Origin of the sequence: Neptunomonas phycophila (assembly GCF_001922575.1) — a bacterium.
GTDB lineage: Bacteria > Pseudomonadota > Gammaproteobacteria > Pseudomonadales > Balneatricaceae > Neptunomonas > Neptunomonas phycophila.
Genome location: NZ_MRCI01000001.1, coordinates 1,983,174 through 2,007,247 on the forward strand (window position 1 = coordinate 1,983,174; position 24,074 = coordinate 2,007,247).

Below are 24,074 nucleotides of genomic sequence, written 5' to 3' on the forward strand. Positions count from 1 at the left end.
GCTTTTTTTGTGGCTAGCTGCTGACGGTCACTTGCTCTTCTAGCGGCTTACGAAAAAAGCGTTTAGCGTCCTCTAACAGCATGATGTTGACAGGAACCATAATCAAAGTAATTAACGTACCAAACAAAATTCCAAAACCTAAAGATACGGCCATAGGAATTAAGAACTGCGCCTGCACGGCTTTCTCAAACAAGAGCGGCATTAGCCCTAAAAATGTCGTCATCGACGTTAGAGCAACAGGACGAAAACGAGCAACGCCAGCCGTTTTCACTGCTTCTTCAACAGCCTCAAAAGCCGACATTGTTTTACTAAGCTCCTGCTGACGCCGGTTTGAGTACTCCACTAGCACAAGACTATCATTAACAATAACCCCCACCAGCGCCAACAATCCCAACAGGCTCATAATGGTTAAATCCATCCCCATTAGCCAATGTCCGGCCAAGGCTCCGATAGCGCCAAAGGGGATCACCGACATGACAATTAATGGCTGAGCGTAAGATTTAAAGGGAATAGCCAGCAAGGCATAAATGGCAAAGAACACAAAAACCAACCCAATTATCAGTGACGAGAACGATTCCTGCTGCTCTCGGGCTTCACCTTCCAAGGTATAACTTGAACCAGGATATTGAGATACTAGCCCGTCCATAAATTCAGCTAAGTTACGCTGCAAAACCGTCGTATTAGTCGTCGTTTTATCTAAATCCGCCGTCACACTGACAGTGCGCTGCTGATTAATCCGATAAATAGCTGAAGCCCCGCGGGACGGCACAAGATAGGCCACTTCATTGAGCGGCACAAAGCCCGCATCAGTTTCGATTTGTATATTACGTAAGTTGCTGATCGCTTGTCGTTCATCTTTAGGCAGACGAACATACACGCTCACTTCATCACTGCCTCGCTGTACACGCTGAACTTCAATGCCAAAGAAATTTTGACGCACTTGGCGAATGATATCGCCGCGCGTAAGCCCCAGCGCGTATGCTTGTTGAGTCAACTCTACTTGTAGTTCTTCCTTACCATCTGAGAGGTTGTCGACTATTTCAAATAGCGTGGGGTAGGTTTTTAAGTGAGCTTTTACCTGATCTGCCATGGCCGATAAATCAGCCACATTGCTAGAGCTCATGCGGATGTCAACAGGGTCGCCCCCGCGACCAAGCTCCGCTCTATAGGTTAAAGATTCAGCCCCAGGCACTGTTCCTATCATTTGCCGCCATTCTTGCACTAAACGTGTCGTGGTCAATGCCGGATCACGATCCTCTGCTGGTGTTAGTTCAAAACGCACCATGCCGTTTTCAGCACTGCCACCGCGTCCACTCGCTGAAAATATATTTTGTACGACACTTTCACCTGTTTCTTCATCACTGTAATCCGCTTTTAACTTACGGGCCGCTTCTACCATTTTAACCACGACACGGTCAGTCACTTCAAAAGGTGTCCCCGCCGGCATTGTGAGTGTAGCCACTGCCGTGTCACTTTGAACCCGCGGGAAAAAAACAAAGCGAGTCCAACCGCTAAAAATCATAGCCAGCGATAACATGAGCACAGCAATAAACAACATCAGAGTTGTTAGGCGATTTTTCAAAGCCACAGCTAACAAAGGGTGATAATAACGGAGAATAAAGGACTCAAACCCGTCCGCAAAGCGGCGCTGAAAACGTGCGAAGCGGCCTTCAGATTGATGTTTACGAATACGTACATGTTTTAAGTGAGCAGGCAGAACCCACTTAGATTCGATTAACGAAAACAACAGAACAGGGATCACAATAAAAGGTAGCTGCGCAAAAATGGGGCCTCGATCCCCTTCCACAAACGCGATCGGTAAAAAGGCCGCTATGGTTGTTAAGATACCAAAGGTAACAGGCACCGAAACTTCCTGAGTACCTCGTATAGCGGCTTCTAGGCCGCTTTCTGACGTTTTTAGGTGCGTATATACATTTTCTCCGGTCACGATGGCATCGTCCACAACCAAACCGAGTACCAATATAAAACCAAATAAGGAGATAATATTTAACGTAATGCCAAACAAAGGCATCACCAAAAAAGCGCCCATAAAACTAACAGGGATGCCAATAAACACCCAGAAAGCGATGGAGGGCCGCAAGAAAAGCGTGAGCAATAAAAGTACAAGCACCCCACCCTGACAGGCGTTAACGATTAGCGTTTCTAATCGGCTTTTAACAATTTCGGAATCATCATCCCAAAACGACATTTTTAAACCGTTGGGTAACAATGCCTGTTGCTCTGACACATAATCTTTAACTTCATCAGCAACCGTAATCGCACTTTGCTGACCAACTCGGTAAACATCGATCATAGCTGACAAAGAGCCGTTAAACCGGCTGCGCATTGCACTTTCTTCGAATCCATCATTGACCGTGGCAATGTCACGCAAATACAGCACACTGCCGTCAGCATTGTTCTTTATGACCATCGATTCAAACTGGTCGCGGTTGTACGCTTGGCCTTTAGAGCGTATTAAAATTTCTCCGCCATCCGTATCCAAACTACCCGCAGACAAGTCCAGTGAGCTATTGGCTATTTTATCGGCCACCTCGGACAACGTGAGGTTGTATTCTCGTAAATTATCCTGCGCGATTTCTACGGATATTTCGTAATCTCGCACACCGTCCAATTCAACCTGGGTAATATTAGGTAAACGTAATAGATCATCACGTACTTTTTCGGCATAGGACCTGAGTTCTTTTTCAGTCAGGTTATCCGAAGACAAAGCCACACTGATCACTTCCCGCACCCTTGTGGCTAGCGCGACAACGGGTTTTTCGGCATCATCAGGAAAAGAGTTAATTTCATCTACACGAGCTTTAACATCCGCTAATAGCTCCCGAGCGTCATACCCTTTTTCTGCCTCAATAGTGACGGTAGTCCCCCCTTCAACAGAGCGACTGCTTAATTCTTTAACCCCTTCTAGATCAGATACGGCATCTTCTATACGTGTGGCTAAGCTTAGTTCTGCATCTTCGGGGGTAGCCCCATTGAGACTCACACTTACACTAATGGTATCTGATTCGAAGCTTGGGAATATTTCTAATGGGATACGAAAATTAAGCGACATTAAGCCCGCAAGGACAATCGATACCATCAATAGGTTGGCCGCTACATGGTTGCGCGCAAACCAAGCAATCATTGCGCCTGCCCTCCGGTAACGGGCACAGCACTCCGCGCCTCAGGTCTACCACCGGTTTTGTTGGGCCGTGCACCTTCCTGTTCTTGCGACCTTAACTGAGCGGGAGTCCCGGATATCACTTGGCCCAATGCCGTCGTCACAATGGTGTCGCCTTCAACCAAACCCGAGGCAATAATAGCTTCTTGTTCATTTTGCCATGCGATACTGACTTCCCGGCGCGTCACTGCATCGTTTTCAAATACATAGACATAGGTACCTTGATAAATAACCCGGTTAGGAATGACGATGGCGCGCTCAAGCGTCTTTCCTTGAATCTTTGCTTGTACATACTGGCCAATTTTTAACGGGGTCTTGTCTTCATTACCTTCGCCGTAGGGATCTGTAATCTGGGCAATCACGTACAATTGGCGGCTATCTTCATCGATTGCACCTTCGGTCATAACAACCTCCCCCTTCCATTCCTCCTTATTAACCAAAGTAGAAATCAAAGTGACGCTCGGTAAATTGTCCGCCACTTTATCATTAAATCGATAGCGCTCTGGCAAGTCGATGTAGGCCAAATCTCTGGCTTGTAACGGCAGGCGTACTTCAATTACATCAACAGCATATAAAGTGGCTAATGAGGTACTTGTCGTTATTATTTGCCCTAGCGCTACAGATTTGCTCAATACTCGACCAGCATAAGGCGCACGAATGTGTGTGCGCTCAAGGTTTAATTTAGCTTGAGCAACGGCGGCTTTAGCCGAAGCCACCGTTGCTTCGGCTGCTTTCACTTGAGGCGCCCGCGCCACTAAATCTGGAATTTTTCCACCATTGCCTAAGCGCTTCCAGTCTGCTTTTGCTTGCGCACTGCGTGCTTTTTCTTCACTTAATGTTTGATAGGCTGTCATTAGTGTGGCTTCTTGCGTCGCCAACTCCGCTTGATAATCGCGGTCGTCGATGCGAAGCAGCTCATCACCTTCTTCAAAAAAACCACCGGCTCTAAATGCAGGGTTCACCCAAACAACTTGACCTGAAACTTGAGCCAACAGCTCACCCTCAGTGCGGGGCTGTAGCTTACCGTAGCTATCAATAGTAACGGAGTAAGGCTTAGCGCTTATTGTGTCGACATCAATGCTCAAACTGGCTACCCGTTGCGGAGCTCCTCGCCCAAGCTGTGGTGGATTATTTAAAATAACGTAGCTAGCAACCCCAGCAACAACAATTAATAAAACAGGTATGATACGCCTGATCATGAGTGAGGAATCTCCACTTGCGAAGTGTTAACGGGGGTGTGCTCTACGGTCAATGACGGATCAAGCTGGCCACCTAAAGCCACCATGAGATCAACCCGATTCTGTAACAATGCACGCCTTAAAGACAAAATATTGGTCTGTGCATCAAGTGAGCGCCGCTGCGCTTCTAAAACGGTATTGTAGTCCTCAAGCCCTCGCTGGTAGCGCTCAAAAGACAAACTCTCCGCCTGTTTTGCATTGTCCTGAGCCTCTAAGTACAGGGTGTATTGCTTGCGCAGCGAGCTTTCTGCCGTCAGGGCATTTTCTACTTCAGTAAACGCTGTATAAACCGCATCAAGATAGACCTGCTCTTGCTCTCGGCGTTGAGAAGCTTTAATTGACTGGTTCGCTTCACGTTGGCCCGCATCAAAAATGGTAGCCGCTAATGACGCTCCCACACTCCACGCTAGATTACTGCCCACCAAATTCGATAAAGCATCACTGCTACCACCATAACTGCCCGTCAACGTTAAACTAGGGAAGCGTGCACGGTGAGCTGCAGCAAGTGCTTGATCTGTTGCTAACAAGGTTAACCAACTGGCCTGCAAATCCGGTCTTTGTTTAATAATACTCGCCGGTAAAGGCACATCCGACATCATAGGAATCAACGGTAAAGCTTCGTCCGCACCAATAGCCGCATCAGGATAGCGCCCAAGCAACTGCTCCAACGAGCGCTGAGTCTCTTTTAACACCTGCTCTTGCTCTGCCAAGGCGGCGACTTGAGCGTTTGCGTCATTTCTAGCTAAATACAAATCCAGTGCTTCATAGAGGCCGTTTAGATAACCTGATTCGATGACTTCCAAATCAGACTGGAGACTTTGTGAGCGCTCTGTTAGTAAATCGACTAATAACTGAGCTTCTTGAAGCTGAAACCATTGACGGTAAACATCCGCAATCAGCGTTATTTGCTCTTGATTAAAAGTCGCAACCGCCGCTGCATACTCAAGCTGAGCTTGCTTCTGCGAGGCACTGAGCTCCCCCCAAATATCAACTGACCAACTCGCGTTAGCACTTAAAGACACGGTGTTACCACTGTCCTCCACACGATCTATACCTGACGTAAGCCCCACCGTTGGAAAACGATCAGCTTTAGCGATACGCAACGCTAGCTCTGACTGCAGCATTTTCTCCCGGGCCGATGCCAGCGTATGACTATGCGCTAACGCTTCTTGAACTAACGTCAGTAACTGAGGGGTATGCAGCCCAAAGAAATTAGCCATCTGCGCCTCGGCATCAAGACCTTTGGCACTATCGTGTGCATCAAGCTGCATGCCTTGTGCTGAGGACCATTGCTCAGGTGCGATGGCATCAGGCTGAATCGATAAAGGCTGAGGAGCTGCACACCCAACTAGCAGGCTTGCTATTACAGCAGGCCAAACCCGTTTAATCATTGTTAGGCTGGGTTGTTTAAGTAGACAAGGGGGACTTAACACGTAACTAGTTTTCCTTGTTGATACAATATGCTCGCCACGAGCACTCAGGTAGAGGCTCCTAATATCACCTTATTTGATGAAATCTTAAATAAAAAAATGCTTATTTTACATTTCTTTACAAGCGAGATAGAAAACTAGCGGGGATTTACAAGCTATCAGCCATCAATCTGCCATTGTGCCGGCACCGCTCGACGTACGTAATCAATAAAACTACGAACGCGTTTCGACTTTTGTCCAAAAGGATAAAGAATATAAACATTAAGATCGGGGCCAGACCATTGAGTCATACATAATTCGAGCGAGCCCGGGTGATGACGTAACCGCGCTTTGACTAACCAATGTGGCAACAAACCTAAGCCTGTACCTTTAACGATGGCATCACTTTGAAGTACAAAGCGATCTACTTTTAGGCGAGAGGTCGGCATTTCGATATCATATTCCCCAAGCTCCTTGCTTGAAAACCTAATCACCTTGTCAGGGTTGCCCATCAAATTAACCCATTTATGCCCCTTTAAATCTCGTGGATGCTGTGGACGACCGCAGCGGGATAAATACTGAGGCTGAGCATAGACACCTTGTCTTAAAGTGCCTATTAGTTCGGTACGTAAGCTTGTGACAGGCTCCTCTCCTACACATATACCAATCGCATTATTCATTTCAGGATCAATATCTTTACTGTACGCCTGAAGCGAAATGTTGACCCCAGTATATTCGGATAAATAGGCAGTGACAGTCGGGCCAAACCAAGAACGCAACAGTGCATCATGACAATACAGGTTTAACTCCCCTGAAACCTCATGACATAGCTCTTCTAACGCGGTTCGTCCCTGGCAAGCAAGGTTGAGAATGCCTTGGGAATAATCGTGAAAGAGTAACCCCGCTTCAGTCGGCAATAAACGGTTAGACTCGCGACGTAATAAAGCTTGATCAAGCCCCTTTTCAAGCTGATGGATACGGCGACTCAGCGTCGACTTAGGAAGATTTAATAGCTTAGCACTTTGCGTCAAACTGCCTGATTGCATCACTGATGAAAAAGCTTCCAGCTCTTTCAGATCGAACATACCACACCTCAAGTTTTAGAAAACGGAACGCAACGTTCAAGTCTACACCGTGTCAAATATTAATGCGAACTATTATCATTTAGATGCTTTATATATTTTACAACATGGAGACTTTATGAGCATTGCTACAGGTGTTGAGTACAAACTTAAGCGGACAGGAATTTTTTTAGGTATTAGTATGGCTATAGCTTCTTCAGTAGCTATTGCAGAAGATGCCACAAACTTAGATCAGCTCGTTGTAACCGCAACAGGTTACGAACAACAAGCCGCAAGCGCACCTGCGTCCATCAGTGTTATTAGTCGCGACGATATTGAATCTAAATCCTATACAGATTTAACGGATGCATTACGTAATGTCCCTGGCGTAATTGTCACCGGTGGTGGAGCTGGCGATGGTGGAGTAGATATTAGCTTACGAGGCATGCCGGCCAACTACACTCTCATTTTGGTAGATGGTAAGCGCGTCGCAAGCCGAGAGAGCCGCCCTAACGGTAACGCTGGTTACGAAACCGACTGGCTCCCACCGCTAGATGCAATCGAACGCATCGAGGTCGTTAAAGGTCCCATGTCCACTCTGTATGGCTCGGATGCCATAGGCGGTGTCATCAACATTATTACCCGTAAAACACAAACAGAATGGGCAGGCAGCATTCAGCAAGAAATGACATTCCAAACCCATGATGATTCAGGTAACTATCATCAAACGAGCTTCAACGTAACAGGCCCCCTAATGCAAGACACACTAGGCTTGCAGCTTTATGGTCGTAACTATAGCCGCAAAGAAGACAACATATTAAATGGCTACGAAGACAAGGACCTCAATAGCCTAACCGCAAAACTCACATTTACACCGACAGCCGATCATGATTTTACAGTAGAAGCAGGCCGCACAAACCAGCATCGTGTTTCCTTGATGGGTAGAACAGCCGCAAGTGAAGGCTGCCGAGGTGGCTGCACCGATTCAGATACAAAAACAACGCAAGAGCATGTCGCGTTATCGCATACAGGACGCTGGGAATTAGGTACAACAGACACCTTTGTCCAACGCGAAAAAACCACTAACAAAGGTAGAGATATCAGTATCACAAATACATCGGCTAAAAGTACGTTAGTTGTTCCATTAAACACTCAAACGTTATCGCTAGGTGTCAATTATGAACATGCAGAACTCAACGACCAAAACTCTAACCAAATTTCTGACCGCACCCAAATCGAAACCACACAGTGGGCTATTTTCGCAGAAGACGAGTGGTACGCTACTGATGAACTCAGTATCACCGGGGGCGCTCGATTAGACCATAATGAGAATTATGGCAGCCATGTTAGCCCGCGCATCTATGCTGTTTGGCAAATGACACCCGACTTAATTCTCAAAGGGGGTATATCGGGCGGCTTCCGCTCCCCGAGTCTTCGCGAAGTAACGGCAGATTGGGGACAAACCAGTCGTGGGGGTGATGTATACGGCAACCCAGATCTAAAACCCGAAACGTCGGTCAGCAAAGAGGTAAGCTTAAACTACAGCGGCGCGAATCAGCTTAACGCCTCAATAACGATCTTCCATAACGAGTTTAAAGACAAGATTACTCGTGTTGCTTGCCCTTCCACTATTTGTACTGATGGGCCCAACTCATTTGGTTCCGACCCCACTTATCGAATTAACGTAGACGAAGCCATAACCCGCGGTGTAGAAGCCAGCGTTAGCCGCGCGCTCACGCGTACTATCAATGCAAACGCGAGTTATACCTACACCTATTCAGAGCAGAAAACAGGCGAATATAAAGGCGAACCTCTTACACAGTTACCAAAACACCTTTTCAGCGCAGGAGTCGATTGGCAAAACAGTGACAAGCTAAATTCATGGGCGCGTATCACCTACCGCGGCAAAGAAAGCCAACCCAATACAGGCCCATCTACCAGCGCAATTGTCGCGCCATCCAGCACAATGGTCGATACCGGCTTAGCCTACCAGTTAACACCCGCTTTCACCCTCAAGGCCGGTGTATACAACCTATTTAACGAGGAAATTATATATGATGAATATGGCTATGTAGCAGACGGGCGGCGCTATACATTTGCGCTCAATTACTCTTTTTAATGGCTTTTTATCCCTTCTCAAATTGCATTAGCAACGCCACTCGTTAAACACAAAAACCTCTCTTTGATTCAAAGAGAGGTTTTTGTTACAAGATTATTCGCTATAACTCATAAAGCGTCGGTTACCTCCTTAACTTGCAGCCTTACGCTTTGCAAACCATTACCTGATAGATACCAGAGCTTAGGGGTTAAGTAGACCACGTTAATTGAAGTCCCGCCCTTCTCTGATAATTGACCAGTGAACTGGTTAATGTTTAGAGCCTCACCCGTATTTCCGATAGCAGCACTTCTATCAATTATATAAAGGGCATCCGGTCCCATCTCTACCATGTTTTCTAAAGTGAGCGGGGTAAAGGTACGCGTACCTCGTGTCTTAGATTTAACATCGGCAGGCAACGCAGGCACACTCAAACCGAGTAACTGGGTAATAACTGGCTCATTACGTAACCCAAACGAGCCTTTATTATGCGTTACCACTAAAACACTTGGGTTATCTTTAATTCCACTTTTTTGCGCCAATATATATTTTTGCAGTTGTTCTAAGGCCGCTTCCGACTCTTTCTGGGCATCAAACGTTTCGCTATCAAACAAAGCGGCCACAGACTTCACATTGTTCCTGAATGCATCCCAATAGTTCTCTCCAGACACATCTATCTGTTTAACCTCACTGATAGCCTCTAAATCTGCTTTTTTAGCCGCTTGACGCCCAGTAATAAGAATGTAGGAAGGTTTTATTCGTGTTAATGCCTCTAAATCAGGATCTTTCAATCCACCTAAATCGGTGTACTGAACATTGTTATACTGTTCTAGATAATCAGGCAGACCCTGTTTTGGCACTCCCACTACGGATGCTTGTAACCCAAGCGCCGTTAAAGTGTCTAAGCTTCCATGATCAAACACCGCTACAGTGGTGGGTAATTGATCAGCAACAGTCAACTGAGTAGCCGCCAATAACGCGCCTGCAGCCATAATTTTACGCATATTTATCATTTTCACCGTTACCTACGTATCCATCTATAGAATAATTGATTCATTATCTTATTTGATAATAATTATCATTATCTCATTTTGGGAATACAATTTCGTGAACTAGGACGGGACGATATGTTGCAATACACGCAACGGACAAACATGTGAACCGTTGAAGCGAAGACGCTATCGAGACGCCGAGCGCGCCCCGATGTAGACATACGAATTAAGCTATTTTGTAGGCTTCCATGACCACAAAACACGCTGTTCTTCAGGGAGTGACCAAAGCCCTTTCTTAGCTTTACGGGCTTTTTGCTCATCACGATACCAAGCGGCGCCAGCATCTGAGGTTGGATCAACCCAAGCACCGCCTTTATTAATCATCCGGCGGCTGGTGTCGTAGCCTTCTTTCCATACAATGCACACCCACTCGCCTGATGCATCTTGTGTTGGGCAACGCAATGTCACACGCTCGTTAGTAATCATACTGCCTAGAATTTCTTTAGACATTTCACCATAAGGCTGGCTCAACTCTGGCGCATCAATATACGCCAAGCGAACATCATATTGGTTCTGTTGTTTATCCGTAACTTTAATAGAGTCGCCATCAACAATAGCGACGACCATAGCGAGTGCAAGCGTGAGTGACATGGATACATAACCTTAAAAAATTTGGCTCAGTTTACTCTGTTTAGTCTTAATAAAAAATATGAGGAAAAATACACCTTGCGTGTTTAACAGCCACAAAAAAAGGGCCCAAAGGCCCTAAAAGAGGATAGTGCTATTATCGCAGTAGCTGAATAATACGTTGCGCTTCAGCTTGGACATACGGCATCGCTTTTTGCATAAAATACAATTTATCAAACTTGTTAGGCTCTTCGTTCATTAGACGCCTCAAATTTGATCCCATCGCCATACGTAGTGAGGTTCCAATGTTAAATTTGGATACTCGTGTTTTTTTAAGTTTTTTAATATCGTCTTCTTTAATACCGGTAGTGCCATGAATCACCAAAGGAACATGCGTGACTTTCTCGGTGATCGCATTGAGCAAAGTATAATCAATAACCGAATCAGGCGTCGTCAACCGGTGTACGTTTCCGATAGCAATTGCCATCGCATCAAGGTCGCTCTCACTCGCATAGCGGTAAGCATCGTCCGGTGAGGTATTGATCGATTTAATATGATCTCTGCCTTCTTTGTAAGCAACAGAGCCAATCTCCCCTTCTATACTCACCCCTAACGCATGAGCGACCTGAGCTACTTGCTTAGTTCGTTTTATGTTTTCCTCTAGCGGTAATTGTGACCCATCAAACATGACCGACGAAAAGCCATGATGCATCGCTTTATAAACGATCTCTTCTTCGTAGGTATGATCTAAATGCACACAAACCTGGGTGGAACTCGCGTTCGCTAAAGACAACAGCATTTTAGCTAACGCCTCCACCCCCATAAAATCGACCATGTCTTTATTCGCCGCTAAAATTATAGGACTGTTTAACGACTCAGCCGCTTCTACAATAGCGCGCCCTTCCTCATATCCAAATACATTACAGCAGGGTATGGCATAATCAGAATTAGCGGCTGCGGGCAAAATATCATTTAGCGTGACTAGCATTCCAACACCCCCCTATTTAAATTTTTTAATCATGTCCTTGATACCGGGTATGGTATGAACCTGATACTCATGGTGCGGATCAAAGTGTTGAATCAGTGATTTAGAATGCTCACCCACAATAATGGTGAAGTAGTACATTTCATAACCCGGTGCTGCGACACAGGGGTGATACCCTTTATCAATCGCGATAACACTGCGGTTTTTAATATGATAAACAGGCCCTAAATCATCTTCGTGCTCATACAAAAACTGAGCACCAAAGCCTTGGTCTGGGTTAAACCTAAATTGGTAAACCTCTTCGTATCGTGTTTCATCAGTGCCTCGTTCCGTATCATGCTTGTGGGCGGGGAAACCCGACCAACCACCAGCCCCCACCGTAAACAGCTCACTGACTAACAAGCGGCCACGTTTGTCGGCATTTTTTTGCCCTAATATATGCTTAATTTTGCGATGCGTTTTTGTATCATCACTACCGTATTGAACTTGATCACTGTCTTCTGGTTTTACCTCAAACGCCTCTAGTGCCTCTTCATAGCGACCGCCCGCAATCATTACATCCGCATTCTCAGACGTGCAGGTAACCGTTACCGAAGCACCTAAAGGTGCGTACACCGCTGCCGGATTACCATCCCACACGTTTTTGCGCCTACCGATATCGGTAAAGACCTTATCATCTACGCTGATCGAACAGGTGCCACCCGCTAACACCACGGCTGTTTCATAGCCGTCGAGTTGGTATTGGTACGATTCACCTTTTTCTAAAAACACTTGGTTAAAATAGATAAGCGGCGTTGTGTCGTCGTTTACATCAATAATTGGTTCATTCTTGTTGTCATAAGCTGGAATATGTTTGCCCATAATGTGTGTCTCACTCAAAATTTTTATCAATAAAAGCGGGGTGCTGTTAGCCTAATGACTACGTAATACGCGACCTGCACCCTGCTCTGGTCAGGATTAAGCCGCTTCACGCACTGCAATAAAGCTCAATAACTCATCCAACGTCGGCATAGCATCTGTACAGGTTTTTCGGGACACATTGATCGCCGCTGAGGCAGACCCCATCTTCACGCTCTCTTGTAAGTCGTACCCTTGCAGGATTGAGTACATGAAGGCACCAGCAAACGAATCACCGGCTCCAAATGGCTTTTTAACCTCCACGGGGTAAATTCCCTGAGCAAACTTTTGCCCATCTCGGGTATACACAGTGGAGCCAAGCTCACCGGCTTTTATAATGAGTATTTGAGTCGCTCCTTGGAGATAACGCGCAGCGGTTTGATCATCGTCCGATTTAACGGAATCTCTATCCAAAGCCTCCATCACATCAAACTCTTCGCGATTACCTATCACGACATCCGACATACTCGCAGCCATTTGATAGTACAAAGAGGAGTCTTCTTCTGAGCGCCAAGAATAAGCACGATAGTCAACATCTAGGACAACCAGAGTGCCTGCTTCTCTCGCGTAACGAATCGCCGCTAGCGTAGCCTCGCGAGATGGGCTGGACGATAACGCCGTACCTGAAATCAGCAGGATTTTTGATTGCGCTATGTAAGCCTTATCAATGTGCTCAATTGATAGCGTCAGATCAGCCGCGTTATTGCGGTAGATAACCACCTCACAATTCGAAGCTTTCATTTCTGTAATTGCCAAGCTGGTTCTGGATCCTTTGTTGTCTACCAACATGCCTTGGAGATCCACGTTTAAGCGGCGTAAATAGTCGCATACGTAATGCCCTAAACCGTCGTCTGATACGCAACTAATGATTCCGGCTTTAGCGCCCAGTTTAGACAAAGCTACCGCGATATTGGCGGGCGATCCGCCCACATGTTTATCAAAGCTTGATACATTGGTCAGGTCGACGTTCTCTTCGCTGGCATATAAATCAACACCCGCACGTCCTAAACAGATCACATCGAGAGAGCGACTAGTTGGGATAGACAGCTTACTCATAGTACTTCACCCATTGAGCATCATTATCAGCAGACTCTACACAGCGTTCGAGTAATCTGACCCCTTCAATACCAGCATCGATACCTGGGAACCAGGTTGCAGCAACGGTAGCTTGATCATCCCTGTTAGCAGCCTTCATAACCGTACCAAATCGGCTGTAAAGGTTGGCCCACGACTCAAAGAAGCCTTCGGCATGGCCTCCACCTATGCGATCGCTACTCACGGCTGAATCGTCGTTATGGAGATAACCCATACCGCGCTCTAACACGCGTGCTGGCTCGCCTTGCACTTCAAAACTTAACTGATTAGGCCGCTCATCCCACCATTCGATGCTTGCTTTTTCGCCGACGATACGTATTTTTTGCTGATGCATAGAGCCAGCATTAACACCGCTTGCCCATAAAGTACCCACTGCGCCATTTGAAAATTGCATCATGACATGAGCGTTGTCTTCTAGAGGCGCTCTTGAGGCAATAAAACTCTGGCGTGTGCAGCACAAACGTTCAACATCCAAGCCAGTCATGAGCTGTGCCATGTAAAAGGCGTGTGTACCTATATCTCCCAACACGTACGTTGGCCCCGAAACTTCAGGGTTCATGCGCCATTTAGCGCCAGGGTTATCCTTTTCGACTTCTTCACTATGAAAACCATGGGCGAATTGCATGGAGATAACGCGGACCTTGCCAATATCACCGCGCTGTATCATTTCTCGCGCTTGGTGCACCATTTGGAACCCAGTGTACCCATACATAACCCCAAAAATACGGCCATGCTCCTGCGCGATACGTTTTAAATCTTCGGCTTCAGCTACCGTGAAGGTCACAGGCTTTTCACACACTACGTGTAAACCGGATTCTAAAGCCGCTTTCGAAATAGCGTAATGTGTGGAATTAGGCGTTGCGATAGAAACCGCTTGAATACCGTCCTCACGCTTTGCCTCTTCAGCAAACATTGTTTGGTAATCGGCATAGCAACGCTCAGGATTAAGCCCCAAGTTTGTCCCAAAATCGCGGCAACGCTCAGCGTCAATATCAAATGCTCCGGCAACTAATGTGAAGTGCCCGTCTCGGGTAGCACTGGAGCGATGAGCATAGCCAATTTGGCTGCCACGACCGCCGCCAACCATTGCCCAACGAATAGGTTGTTCAGAACGCATTTCTTCATTAAACATTTTTTTATTCTCCTTATACGCCAGGGCGTTGGTGTACTCGACCTTCGCTAAAGTTAGCGACTGCTTTTTCTACTTTTTCTGTTCGTGCTATTTCCGGTAGACCTACTTCCCACCAGCAATCGCAGCTAGACCATTTGGTTGGATCAATATCAATAACGATAACGGAGGTGCGATCAGCGGCTTTGGCGCGCGCAAATGCCGCATCAAACTCCTGCATGTTGCTAATTTTCTCGCTGATAGCGCCCTGAGCTTCAGCGTGCTTAGCAAAATCGACACGAGCCAACTCACCATCGGGCCGACGGCAGTCTTCCAAAAGATTGTTAAACGAATCGTTGCCTGTGTTGTTTTGCAACTTGTTGATAACCGCATAGCCAGCGTTATCGCACACAATGACAATCATTTTGTGACCGGTTAACACAGAGCTATAAATGTCAGAATTCAGAATCATGTAGGAGCCGTCGCCCACTAAAACAACAACATCGTTGTCTGGATTAGCAATTTTGGCTCCCCACCCTCCAGCTATTTCATACCCCATACACGAAAAACCAAACTCAATATCAAACTTGCCTATTTGCTGGCTTTGCCAGTTCATATTGAGCTCCGCAGGCAAGCCCCCTGCGGCGGTTAAAACGGTGTCTCCGGGCTCAACCACACGGTTAACAGCACCAACCACCTGCGCATAGGATGCCATTTCATCGCCCATCACTTTAGCTCTCTGGTGGCATAATGCCTTCCACTCGCTTGCTTGCGACTGCGCGGTAGCCGCCCATTCGGTATCGTTTTTCCAATCGCCTAAAACAGCATCGAGTTGCACCAACGTATCTTTGGCATCCGCCACGACAGGCATGGCTAAATGCTTAATGGCGTCTGTTCGGCCCACATTAATACTGATAATTTTTAGATTAGGGTTTCTAAATACCGACCAAGAGCCTGTCGTAAAATCTTGTAGACGTGTGCCAACCGCCAACACCACATCCGCATGTGCAGCCAGATAGTTTGCCGAATCAGAGCCGGTCGCTCCGATAGGGCCACCATTTAAAGGATGTTCTTGCAGGAGAGAAGCACGACCAGCAATGGTCTCTACGGTTGGAATTTGATGGTTTTCAATAAACGAGGCTAGCGCGTCAGTTGCCCGTGAGTAATGAACACCGCCCCCGCTAATCACAAGCGGCTTTTTAGCGGCACGTAAAATGTCAGCGGCAGCTTCCAAATCGCACATTTCGGGTTGAGGACGACGAATACGATGAACCTTCGTTTCAAAAAAACGTGTGGGATAATCGTATGCCATACCTTGAACATCTTGCGGCAAGCCAAGGAAAACTGGGCCACAGTCAGCGGGGTCTAGCAACGTATCTATTGCTAAAGGTAACGTCTGCAATAACTGAGCAGGATGAATCACACGATCCCAATAGCGCGTTACCGCTTTAAAGGTGTCATTGGCTGTAATGGACGGCGCATGAAAATGCTCTGTCTGCTGTAGTACTGGATCGGGTAAACGGCTAGTGTACGCATCACCAGAAAGCATCAATAGTGGCAAGCGATTAGTATGCGCAATACCCGCAGCAGTAACCATGTTAGTGGCACCAGGGCCGATCGATGTGGCCGCAATGCCTATCCGTTGACGATTATTTGCCTTCGCATAAGCTACCGCGGCCATAGCCATGGATTGCTCATTTTGACCTCGCCAGGTCGGTAGCTGATCTTCCACATTTTTCAGCTGCTGCCCTAGACAAGTCACATTCCCATGTCCAAAAATTGCAAATGAACAGCCAAACAGTGGTTGAACTTGCCCATCAATTTCTATGTGCTGGGCCACTAAATATTTTACAAGCGCTTCCGCTACAGTTAGACGGACTGTATTCATAATATTTCTCTTTTTATTCTTAAATGGATAATGAAATTATGAAGCTATTGATTAAGCTTTCTTGCGTTTTTGAGCATCTAATAACACGGCACCGATAATGATCATGCCCTTGATGATTTGCTGCCAGTAAGGGTCTACTCCCAGCATATTTAGGCCTTTATTCATCACGCCGATAATCAACGCACCAACAATACACATAGGAACAGAGCCCACACCGCCAGCCAGCGACGTGCCGCCAATTACAGCGGCAGCAATCGCATCCAATTCCCACATGTTGCCGAATGTAGGGTTGCCAGCATAAGCTCGTGAGGTCAGCATCGCTCCAGCTAGCCCTGCCAAAGCACCCGCCAACACATAAACTTTAAGTAAGGTAAGCTCAACATTAACGCCGCAGATTCTAGCGGTATTAACGTTGCCACCAATCGCGAAGACATGGCGACCAAAGGTCATGCGGCTCATCATAATGTGACAAACCACAGCCACAATGACATATATAACTACAAGCCCGGGTACCCCAAAAACCGAACCATCACCAATTGAGGTAAAAGCATCAGAGCTTGCATCAATAGGCCGGCCGTTGCTCACTAACTGAGCGACACCGCGCGCCATCGTCATCATGCCGAGCGTGGCGATAAAAGGAGGGATTCGTCCAAAAGCAGTAATCGAGCCGTTAATAAGCCCACAAATACTGCCCACAAACATGGCTGCTCCAAAAGCAAAAATAGCCATGCCATAGCCTTCACTACCAGTCACAATAGTAGCCCCAACAACGGAAGCTAACGCCACTACAGCCCCCGAAGATAGATCGATACCGCCAGTGACTATCGCAAAAGTCACACCTATCGCAATAATCCCGAACATGGAAACTTGTTCCAAAATACTGAACACATTGCGTAAGGATGCAAACCCTTCAATTTTTATCGATAAAGCGGCGAACAATAAAACCAGAATAAGCAGCATTCCATACTTATTAAGAATCTCGGTGTAGTGTGTTTTTCGCACTGTTGCAGCCATTGCCTTAACCATCATGCCACTCCTTTAATCTGACATTGAGATGCCATTTCTTGTTCGTGTACCGCTGGCACATCACCACCGGCTGCCATTTCTAGGATCAACTCTTGTGTTGCATTTTCTCGATCAACAATGCCTACCTCTCGTCCCTCCGCCATGACCATTACACGATCGCTTAGCGACAGGAGCTCTAGCATTTCGGAAGAAACGATGATGATGGCTTTACCTAGGCGCGCTAATTCAACAATTAATTTATAGATCTCGGCTTTGGCACCAATATCGATACCTTTAGTGGGTTCATCTAAAATCAGAATTTCAGGCTCTAACAACAACCAACGAGCAATGAGCACTTTTTGCTGATTCCCGCCCGATAAGTTGCCGATAATGGTATCCACCGTTGGCGTTTTTATACGTAACTGCTGTTTCATCGTGTTAGCCACATCACTGGCTAAGGATTCAGAAATAAGGTGATTTTTTTCGTAAGGGTGCAGTTCAGGCATGATCATGTTGTCGGTAACACTCATGTTTAACATCAAGCCTGTTAATTTCCGGTCTTCTGTTACAAAACCAATGCGATGCCGTATAGCATCGGAAGGTTTACGAATATCAATTTGCTCACCATGCAGGTGAATTTCGCCACTTTTAGCCGCTTTATAACCAAAGATGGCTTCAACGACCTCGCTACGACCCGCGCCAACTAGGCCAGCAATACCGAAAATTTCTCCTTTACGAACAGTAAAACTAATATCTTCAAACTTACCAGGTAAACTCAAATGGCGAACGTCCAGCAACGTTTCTCCGATCGTGACATCTTCGCGCTGGAACATTTCGTCCATTTCACGACCAACCATCATATTTATGAGTTCTTCTTTACTAATGTCAGTCGTCTTTTTAGTTCCGATATACTGCCCATCACGAATCACCGATACCTCATCTGATAGCTCAAAAACCTCACCTAACTTGTGAGAGATATAGATAATGGCTATACCGCGCTGCTGTACCTTTTTGACAATTCGATACAACTGATGCACTTCTGATTCGGTTAATGCCGTTGTTGGCTCATCCATAATAATGAGCTTGGCGTTGTAGGAGACAGCCGTAGCAATAGCCAACAATTGCGCTTTAGCGACGGAAACATCCTGCATAAGTGTTTCCACACTCATGGGGATTCCGAGCTCATCTAAAATTTTATTAGTTTGATTATTCATGGCATTTTGATCCATCAAAATGCCTTTCTTAATCTCGCGCCCCAAATAAAAATTAGCAGCAACAGAAAGGTTGGCAGAAGGGCTTATCTCTTGAGGAACCATAGCCAAACCCGACCGGATAGCATCAATGGGGGCTTTTGGGGTAAACGGCTGACCATCAAAGAAAATGTCTCCGCCTGCATCCGGCGTATAAAGCCCATATAGGATTTTCATTAATGTTGATTTGCCTGCGCCATTTTCTCCCATTAGCGCATGTATACTGCCTTTTTTGATTGATAAGTTAACCTGATCCAGCGCTTTAACTCCCGGAAAGGTTTTACTCACATTAATCATTTCTAATATGCAATCTGAGTTTTTCATAAGCCTAATTATTTTTATTAATAGCGTTATAAAATAGAAAGGTCGCTTATTGAATACTGCTTATAAAAGGCATTCATTCGTTAAATAAAAATCAATAGCGACCTTGGCGTTTAATGGCAAAAAAGCCGTTAACACTTATTTAATATTGAGATAAGTACGCTTCTTTTTGGCTTTCTTTTACAAGTTCGAAGTCTATCCAATTCATTTTCTGGACTTCTTCTTTTTGTGCTAACTTATAAGCTATTTCTGCCCCTTTATATCCTTGGCCTTTCGCACTCTGAAAAACAGTAGAATCTAAACCATTACCTAAATATTCGAGCGCATCTGGCGTTGCATCCACGCCTGAAATAATAAGATCAGCATCTGTTTTCCCTGCTTTTTTAGCAGCTAACAAAGCGCCAATGGCCATTTCATCATTGTTAGCAACGATGACATTGATATCCGGGTTTGCCTGCAGCCAATCTTCTGTAATTTGCAGAGCTTTGGCTCGATCCCAGCGCCCTTCTTGTTCGGCCACGACTTTAATATTGGGGTGTTTATCGAAAACTTGTTTATTGCCTTGAGTTCTGTTTATTTGAGCTTCATGCCCTAAAACGCCCATCAAAATCGCCACATTGCCAGGCTTACCATCCAGCATTCCAACGATACTTTCCGCTTGGATAATGCCTGCTTGAATCGACTCTGAACCCACATAGGCGTCCACATTATCCATGGTGTCGCTATCGGGAAGGCGATTGACTATAACCAATGGAATACCCGCACGACTCGCTTTTTTAGCGATGGGTTTCACAATAGCCACATCAGTAGGAACAACGAGCAGCGCCGACACTTGAGCATCAATAAAATTATCCACATCATTTAGCATTTTGCTCGGATCTTCATTTGCATCCGTCAGTTTAATATCGACGTTATCGTGCTCAGCATCAAAATCGCTAACACCTTCAAACAGGTAACTTAACCATTTATCAGCAAAGCTTGGCATAGGAGCGCCAATAACGTAGGAGTCTGCTATGGCGAAGCTCGATATCGAACAGATAACAGAAGCAGCTAATAGAGTTTTCTTGATCATTGCATCCAGTCCTTTTTTGTTTTTATTGATGAATAAGGATCCGCGATTCCCAGCTATACAGAAACCGCTTACCTGAAGATTAACAATATGAAATACGCTTTGCAAGCGCTTGCAAAAAGTATTTAATAAACTTTTAATCTATAGTTTATAAAGACAATAAAAATAAAAGTCAGCGTATGACCACGCACGAAAAACAGAGCTAAAAGCTAATCCAGAAATAACTTAATCTTCTGTAAAAATAGCCTTTATCCAAACTGGAATGTATTATTAAACAAAGGGTTGCACGATAGAAAACCCGTGCATCGCCCAACTTATTACAGGTGACCTATGGACCAAAGCCGATATAAACACATCACTCAAAAAGAAGTCGCTGACAAAGCAGGCGTTTCATTATCGGCCGTTTCAAGAGCTTTTACGCCGGGAGCAAGCGTTTCAGAAAAAACACGAAAAAAAATAGAAGCAGCCGCTAACGAGCTAGGCTATAAAACAAACATCTTAGCCCAATCACTGATGACCAATCGCACGCGGCTAATGGGTGTTATTTCTAGCAACTTTGAAAATCCAGCCTTTATTGAAGTACTCGACCTAATCACTAAAGAACTCCAATCAAGAGGCTATCGATCCTTGATTGAAAACCTAACAACAGAGTCCAAACCCGAAGACGTATTAGAGCGGCTACTTCAATACCGCGTTGACGGCGTATTGTTTTTATCTTCTGTGCTGCCTACTATTTTTGCTGAAGTATGCGAAAAGGCAAAGCTCCCTGCCGCTATCATGTTTGGCCGGTCTAGCCATAGCGACTCAATTAATACGGTTACGGCTGATAATTATAATGGCGGCAAAATGGCTATCGAATTATTAATCGATCGCGGTTATAAAAAAATTGCATTTTTAGGCGGCCCTATGAATGCAACCACCACCATTGACCGTAAACAAAGCGCTATAGAAACGCTAAAAGCCCATAAGCTCAAGCTGGTTGCAATCGAACATTGTGAAACTTACTCATACGAAGCGGGCAAGCAGAAAGCATTAGAATTACTAGAACAAAACCCTAGTTTAGAAGCCATTTTTTGTGGCGATGATATCTTAGCGATAGCCACACTAGACACGGCACGGGAGCTAGGTAAAAAATGTCCAGAAGATTTCGGCGTCCTAGGCTTTAATGATATGTCGATGGCCTCATGGAACGCCTACAACTTAACGACAATCAAACAGCCAATCAAAGAAATGGTGACAGCCGCTGTAGACATTATTATTAAGCGCATTGAGGAGCCAAATCTACCCACGGAAACACGCCTACTACCTTGCAAGCTCATAGAACGAGGCACGCTCAAAACATCGCAAAAGCACACCTCGTAACAGGCCAATAGCGGCTAGGCATTAGACGCAAGACTCACCCACTCTCCATTCTTTTGGTGCGAGTTAATAGCGGCTCTCACAAACGCCACGCCTTGCGCTCCATCTTGTATATCAGGAAAGTAGCGGGCTAAGGGGTTTTCTTTTACACCTGTTTTTTGCGCAATGATGACTTCGGCCAAATCAGTGTACAGATTAGCAAACGCTTCACGGTAGCCTTCTGGATGCCCTACTGCAATTCGTGAGACCCGATTAGCCGCTTCGTGCAAACCAGGCCCACCCTTTTGCAATAACTGAGTAGGCTGCCCAATGCGACGCACCAATAGCTGGTTTGGCTGCTCCTGATGCCACTCCAAACCGCCTTTGCTACCAAAAACTCGTAAATACAAGCCATGATCAGCACCTGCAGCAGCCTGAGTAATAAAAAAAGAGCCACGCGCATTATTCTTATAGCGGGTTAGAATACCGGTATAATCATCGGCCTCACGCCCCGGCACAATCGAAGCTAAATCAGCACTTAGCTCGGCTGGCACCATACCTGTAACAAACGAAGCCAAGTGGTAACAGTGAGTACCTATATCACCTAAGATCAACGACGGCCCCGCCATAGCCGGATCCATATGCCAATTGGTATTCGTTTTCTCGGACTCGGTAAGTTCCGCCAAATGGCCTTGCACATAATCGCACTGAACCATTCTAACCTCTCCCAACTCCCCAGCTTCAATTATCGCCCGCGCTTCCCGCACCATGGGATAACCCGAGTACGCATAAGCCACACAACACTCAACCGAGCTTGCCTGTATCTTATAGACTAAAGCCATTGCCTCATCTAGATCATTGGTTAGTGGTTTTTCACACATAATGTGAAAACCATGATCAGCCGCCATACAAGCAATAGAATAATGACTGTTGTTGGGCGTCATAATCGCTATAACATCAACCCCATCATCCCTGTTAGCTTCGGCTAAGATCATGTCTTGCGCGGTCGCATATCCGCGCTCTATCCCCATTTCGCGCGCGTGCTCTACCGACTTTTCTGGGTTAGATGAAAGCACACCTGCCGACACTTCGTAGTACTCTTCAAGTGTCGAGGCTCCTCGGTGGACAATCCCAATAAACGAGCTTGGCCCCCCACCAATCACCCCAAGCCTTAACTTTCGCCCTAAAGCTTTAATCACTGGATTGGTCATATATCTGTCCTTTAAAACTACTTTCAGGCACTAAAACAACTGTCGAGCACTGCTGATTCAAGATCAACAATGCTCCCGTTGCCAGCACTGAGCGAGAACCGCTTTAGTTAGTAAAATGCTGATTGATAAAGCGAAGGCTTTCTTGCGCATTCTCTAAAGAGCTATTGTTCTTGGTAGGGTCGACGTCCTGCTCTACGGTAATCCAGCCGGTATAGTTAATCTTCTCCAGCGTATTTCTTACTGCAGAAAAATCAACACAACCTTGACCCAGTGGACAGAAAACACCGTTGCCAATGGCCTTGTAGAAATCCACATGATTTTCCACGGTATGAGCCAACACCATTTCATCGATGTCTTTAAAATGGATATAAGCTACGCGATCTTGATAAGCCTCAATCAGCTCAGCCGGATTAATACCCGCATATTTACTATGCCCTGTATCAACACACAACTTAACCAAATCACTATCCAAATCCTGCATAGCACGATCAATTTCATCGCGATATTCAATAAAGGTCCCTGCGTGCGGGTGTATAACAGGAACAATATCGTATTCTCGACAAATTAAAGACAGCTCAGTAATGGTTTTCATCATTTCAAACCATTCTTCATCAGGCAGACGATAAGCCGTTTCCACTTGGCCTGCTTGGTCCGTTCTCGGCGATGAAACATGGTCAATCACAACCATATACTGTGCATTTTGAGCCTTTAGTAGCTTACAGGTCGCCTCGGTATACTCTAAAATTTCAGCTCGTTTTTCTGCTTTGTGTAAATGCTTAAAAATAGTACCCGCAATAAGACCTAGGCCGTTTTCATCCAGCTTTGCCGCTAACACACCCGTGTCTGTAGGTAAGTAGCCTAACGGTCCAAGCTCTGTAGCTTTATAACCTGCCAGTGATATTTCTTGTAATACAGTTTCCCATGAAGGGTTGCTAGGATTATCGGCGAACTCGACACCCCATGAACAAGGCGCATTTGATAGTTGAAGCTTCATTATTTTTATACTTCCTATGTCGTGTTAATGGATCAAACAAACATTAATGCAAGCGCTTGCAAAAAGTCAACATAGCAACATCCTTTTCAGCAATCTTTTACCACTGCATAAGCAGACCCTCTAACCATTCAATTAATTAACACAGCCCGTAAAGCAGCCTTCATACATGGCAAACCAATCTACTCACCCCTGACATTAGCAACATATCATCTTTTTTAGCACGCCCTACTCACCGGTAGAAGCACTGACTGCATTCGAGCGTAGCCCAACCCATCTTGCACCAAAACAGTGAAGCCTGATTATAAAGAGC

Annotated in this window: 18 protein-coding genes; 2 read left to right on the top strand and 16 right to left on the bottom strand. The window is 45.8% G+C overall.

Annotated features, from left to right (window positions below; all coding sequences use genetic code 11):
• Positions 1 to 13: 13 nt before the first annotated feature.
• The 4 genes from BS617_RS09015 to BS617_RS09030 all read right to left on the bottom strand — a co-directional run bounded on the left by BS617_RS09015 (position 14) and on the right by BS617_RS09030 (position 6,913).
• Positions 14 to 3,145, bottom strand: coding sequence for an efflux RND transporter permease subunit (locus tag BS617_RS09015; RefSeq protein ID WP_075172495.1), 3,132 nt, complete (start codon positions 3,143 to 3,145; stop codon positions 14 to 16).
• A complete protein-coding gene (locus tag BS617_RS09020) occupies positions 3,142 to 4,380 on the bottom strand; it encodes an efflux RND transporter periplasmic adaptor subunit (RefSeq protein ID WP_075172496.1) in 1,239 nt (412 codons plus the stop codon). The genes BS617_RS09015 and BS617_RS09020 overlap by 4 nt, the downstream gene beginning before the upstream one ends.
• A complete protein-coding gene (locus tag BS617_RS09025; RefSeq protein WP_075173512.1) occupies positions 4,377 to 5,810 on the bottom strand; it encodes an efflux transporter outer membrane subunit in 1,434 nt (477 codons plus the stop codon). The genes BS617_RS09020 and BS617_RS09025 overlap by 4 nt, the downstream gene beginning before the upstream one ends.
• A 197-nt stretch (positions 5,811 to 6,007) precedes the next feature.
• Complete coding sequence (locus BS617_RS09030) at positions 6,008 to 6,913, bottom strand: LysR family transcriptional regulator (protein WP_075172497.1); 906 nt, start codon at positions 6,911 to 6,913, stop codon at positions 6,008 to 6,010.
• A gap of 115 nt (positions 6,914 to 7,028) precedes the next feature.
• On the opposite strand from BS617_RS09030, the gene BS617_RS09035 reads away from it, so the two are divergent.
• Complete coding sequence (locus BS617_RS09035; protein ID WP_075172498.1) at positions 7,029 to 9,008, top strand: ligand-gated channel protein; 1,980 nt, start codon at positions 7,029 to 7,031, stop codon at positions 9,006 to 9,008.
• A 107-nt stretch (positions 9,009 to 9,115) separates the two neighbouring features.
• On the opposite strand, the gene BS617_RS09040 is transcribed toward BS617_RS09035, so the two are convergent.
• The 10 genes from BS617_RS09040 to BS617_RS09085 all read right to left on the bottom strand — a co-directional run bounded on the left by BS617_RS09040 (position 9,116) and on the right by BS617_RS09085 (position 20,224).
• A complete protein-coding gene (locus BS617_RS09040) occupies positions 9,116 to 9,988 on the bottom strand; it encodes an ABC transporter substrate-binding protein (protein WP_170870337.1) in 873 nt (290 codons plus the stop codon).
• Between the two features lie 219 nt (positions 9,989 to 10,207).
• Positions 10,208 to 10,627, bottom strand: a complete 420-nt coding sequence (locus BS617_RS09045; protein ID WP_075172500.1) for a thermonuclease family protein — start codon at positions 10,625 to 10,627, stop codon at positions 10,208 to 10,210.
• A gap of 133 nt (positions 10,628 to 10,760) precedes the next feature.
• Positions 10,761 to 11,591: a class II fructose-bisphosphate aldolase gene (locus BS617_RS09050; protein WP_075172501.1), complete on the bottom strand. Its 831-nt coding sequence runs from the start codon at positions 11,589 to 11,591 to the stop codon at positions 10,761 to 10,763.
• A gap of 12 nt (positions 11,592 to 11,603) precedes the next feature.
• Entirely contained in the window at positions 11,604 to 12,449 is an 846-nt protein-coding gene (locus BS617_RS09055; RefSeq protein ID WP_075172502.1) for a 5-deoxy-glucuronate isomerase, read from the bottom strand.
• 96 nt (positions 12,450 to 12,545) lie between these two features.
• Entirely contained in the window at positions 12,546 to 13,541 is a 996-nt protein-coding gene (iolC, locus tag BS617_RS09060) for a 5-dehydro-2-deoxygluconokinase (RefSeq protein ID WP_075172503.1), read from the bottom strand.
• Complete coding sequence (locus tag BS617_RS09065; RefSeq protein ID WP_075172504.1) at positions 13,534 to 14,712, bottom strand: Gfo/Idh/MocA family protein; 1,179 nt, start codon at positions 14,710 to 14,712, stop codon at positions 13,534 to 13,536. Before BS617_RS09065 ends, iolC begins: the two co-directional genes overlap by 8 nt.
• A gap of 13 nt (positions 14,713 to 14,725) precedes the next feature.
• Positions 14,726 to 16,576, bottom strand: coding sequence for a 3D-(3,5/4)-trihydroxycyclohexane-1,2-dione acylhydrolase (decyclizing) (gene iolD, locus BS617_RS09070; protein WP_075172505.1), 1,851 nt, complete (start codon positions 16,574 to 16,576; stop codon positions 14,726 to 14,728).
• Between the two features lie 51 nt (positions 16,577 to 16,627).
• The gene (locus BS617_RS09075) at positions 16,628 to 17,605 is read right to left on the bottom strand and encodes an ABC transporter permease (protein WP_212667419.1); all 978 of its coding nucleotides are present in this window, start codon (positions 17,603 to 17,605) and stop codon (positions 16,628 to 16,630) included.
• A complete protein-coding gene (locus tag BS617_RS09080; RefSeq protein WP_075172506.1) occupies positions 17,602 to 19,155 on the bottom strand; it encodes a sugar ABC transporter ATP-binding protein in 1,554 nt (517 codons plus the stop codon). The genes BS617_RS09075 and BS617_RS09080 overlap by 4 nt, the downstream gene beginning before the upstream one ends.
• A gap of 139 nt (positions 19,156 to 19,294) precedes the next feature.
• Complete coding sequence (locus BS617_RS09085; protein WP_139303151.1) at positions 19,295 to 20,224, bottom strand: sugar ABC transporter substrate-binding protein; 930 nt, start codon at positions 20,222 to 20,224, stop codon at positions 19,295 to 19,297.
• 327 nt (positions 20,225 to 20,551) lie between these two features.
• Between BS617_RS09085 and BS617_RS09090 the strand changes: the two genes are divergently transcribed.
• Complete coding sequence (locus BS617_RS09090) at positions 20,552 to 21,583, top strand: LacI family DNA-binding transcriptional regulator (protein WP_075172507.1); 1,032 nt, start codon at positions 20,552 to 20,554, stop codon at positions 21,581 to 21,583.
• A 14-nt stretch (positions 21,584 to 21,597) separates the two neighbouring features.
• Here BS617_RS09090 and BS617_RS09095 read toward each other — a convergent pair whose 3' ends face one another.
• Complete coding sequence (locus BS617_RS09095) at positions 21,598 to 22,770, bottom strand: Gfo/Idh/MocA family protein (RefSeq protein ID WP_075172508.1); 1,173 nt, start codon at positions 22,768 to 22,770, stop codon at positions 21,598 to 21,600.
• 103 nt (positions 22,771 to 22,873) lie between these two features.
• A complete protein-coding gene (locus BS617_RS09100; protein ID WP_075172509.1) occupies positions 22,874 to 23,764 on the bottom strand; it encodes a TIM barrel protein in 891 nt (296 codons plus the stop codon).
• Between the last annotated feature and the right edge of the window lie 310 nt (positions 23,765 to 24,074).

Coding starts and splice junctions, on each gene's coding strand:
- BS617_RS09025 (WP_075173512.1), bottom strand. CDS start 5,810: ATGATTAAACGGGTTTGGCCTGCTGTAATAGCAAGCCTGCTAGTTGGG.
- BS617_RS09050 (WP_075172501.1), bottom strand. CDS start 11,591: ATGCTAGTCACGCTAAATGATATTTTGCCCGCAGCCGCTAATTCTGAT.
- BS617_RS09080 (WP_075172506.1), bottom strand. CDS start 19,155: ATGAAAAACTCAGATTGCATATTAGAAATGATTAATGTGAGTAAAACC.
- iolC (WP_075172503.1), bottom strand. CDS start 13,541: ATGAGTAAGCTGTCTATCCCAACTAGTCGCTCTCTCGATGTGATCTGT.
- BS617_RS09055 (WP_075172502.1), bottom strand. CDS start 12,449: ATGGGCAAACATATTCCAGCTTATGACAACAAGAATGAACCAATTATT.
- BS617_RS09045 (WP_075172500.1), bottom strand. CDS start 10,627: ATGTCACTCACGCTTGCACTCGCTATGGTCGTCGCTATTGTTGATGGC.
- BS617_RS09020 (WP_075172496.1), bottom strand. CDS start 4,380: ATGATCAGGCGTATCATACCTGTTTTATTAATTGTTGTTGCTGGGGTT.
- BS617_RS09065 (WP_075172504.1), bottom strand. CDS start 14,712: ATGTTTAATGAAGAAATGCGTTCTGAACAACCTATTCGTTGGGCAATG.
- BS617_RS09095 (WP_075172508.1), bottom strand. CDS start 22,770: ATGACCAATCCAGTGATTAAAGCTTTAGGGCGAAAGTTAAGGCTTGGG.
- BS617_RS09075 (WP_212667419.1), bottom strand. CDS start 17,605: ATGATGGTTAAGGCAATGGCTGCAACAGTGCGAAAAACACACTACACC.
- BS617_RS09090 (WP_075172507.1), top strand. CDS start 20,552: ATGGACCAAAGCCGATATAAACACATCACTCAAAAAGAAGTCGCTGAC.
- BS617_RS09035 (WP_075172498.1), top strand. CDS start 7,029: ATGAGCATTGCTACAGGTGTTGAGTACAAACTTAAGCGGACAGGAATT.
- BS617_RS09030 (WP_075172497.1), bottom strand. CDS start 6,913: ATGTTCGATCTGAAAGAGCTGGAAGCTTTTTCATCAGTGATGCAATCA.
- iolD (WP_075172505.1), bottom strand. CDS start 16,576: ATGAATACAGTCCGTCTAACTGTAGCGGAAGCGCTTGTAAAATATTTA.
- BS617_RS09015 (WP_075172495.1), bottom strand. CDS start 3,145: ATGATTGCTTGGTTTGCGCGCAACCATGTAGCGGCCAACCTATTGATG.
- BS617_RS09040 (WP_170870337.1), bottom strand. CDS start 9,988: ATGCGTAAAATTATGGCTGCAGGCGCGTTATTGGCGGCTACTCAGTTG.
- BS617_RS09085 (WP_139303151.1), bottom strand. CDS start 20,224: ATGATCAAGAAAACTCTATTAGCTGCTTCTGTTATCTGTTCGATATCG.
- BS617_RS09100 (WP_075172509.1), bottom strand. CDS start 23,764: ATGAAGCTTCAACTATCAAATGCGCCTTGTTCATGGGGTGTCGAGTTC.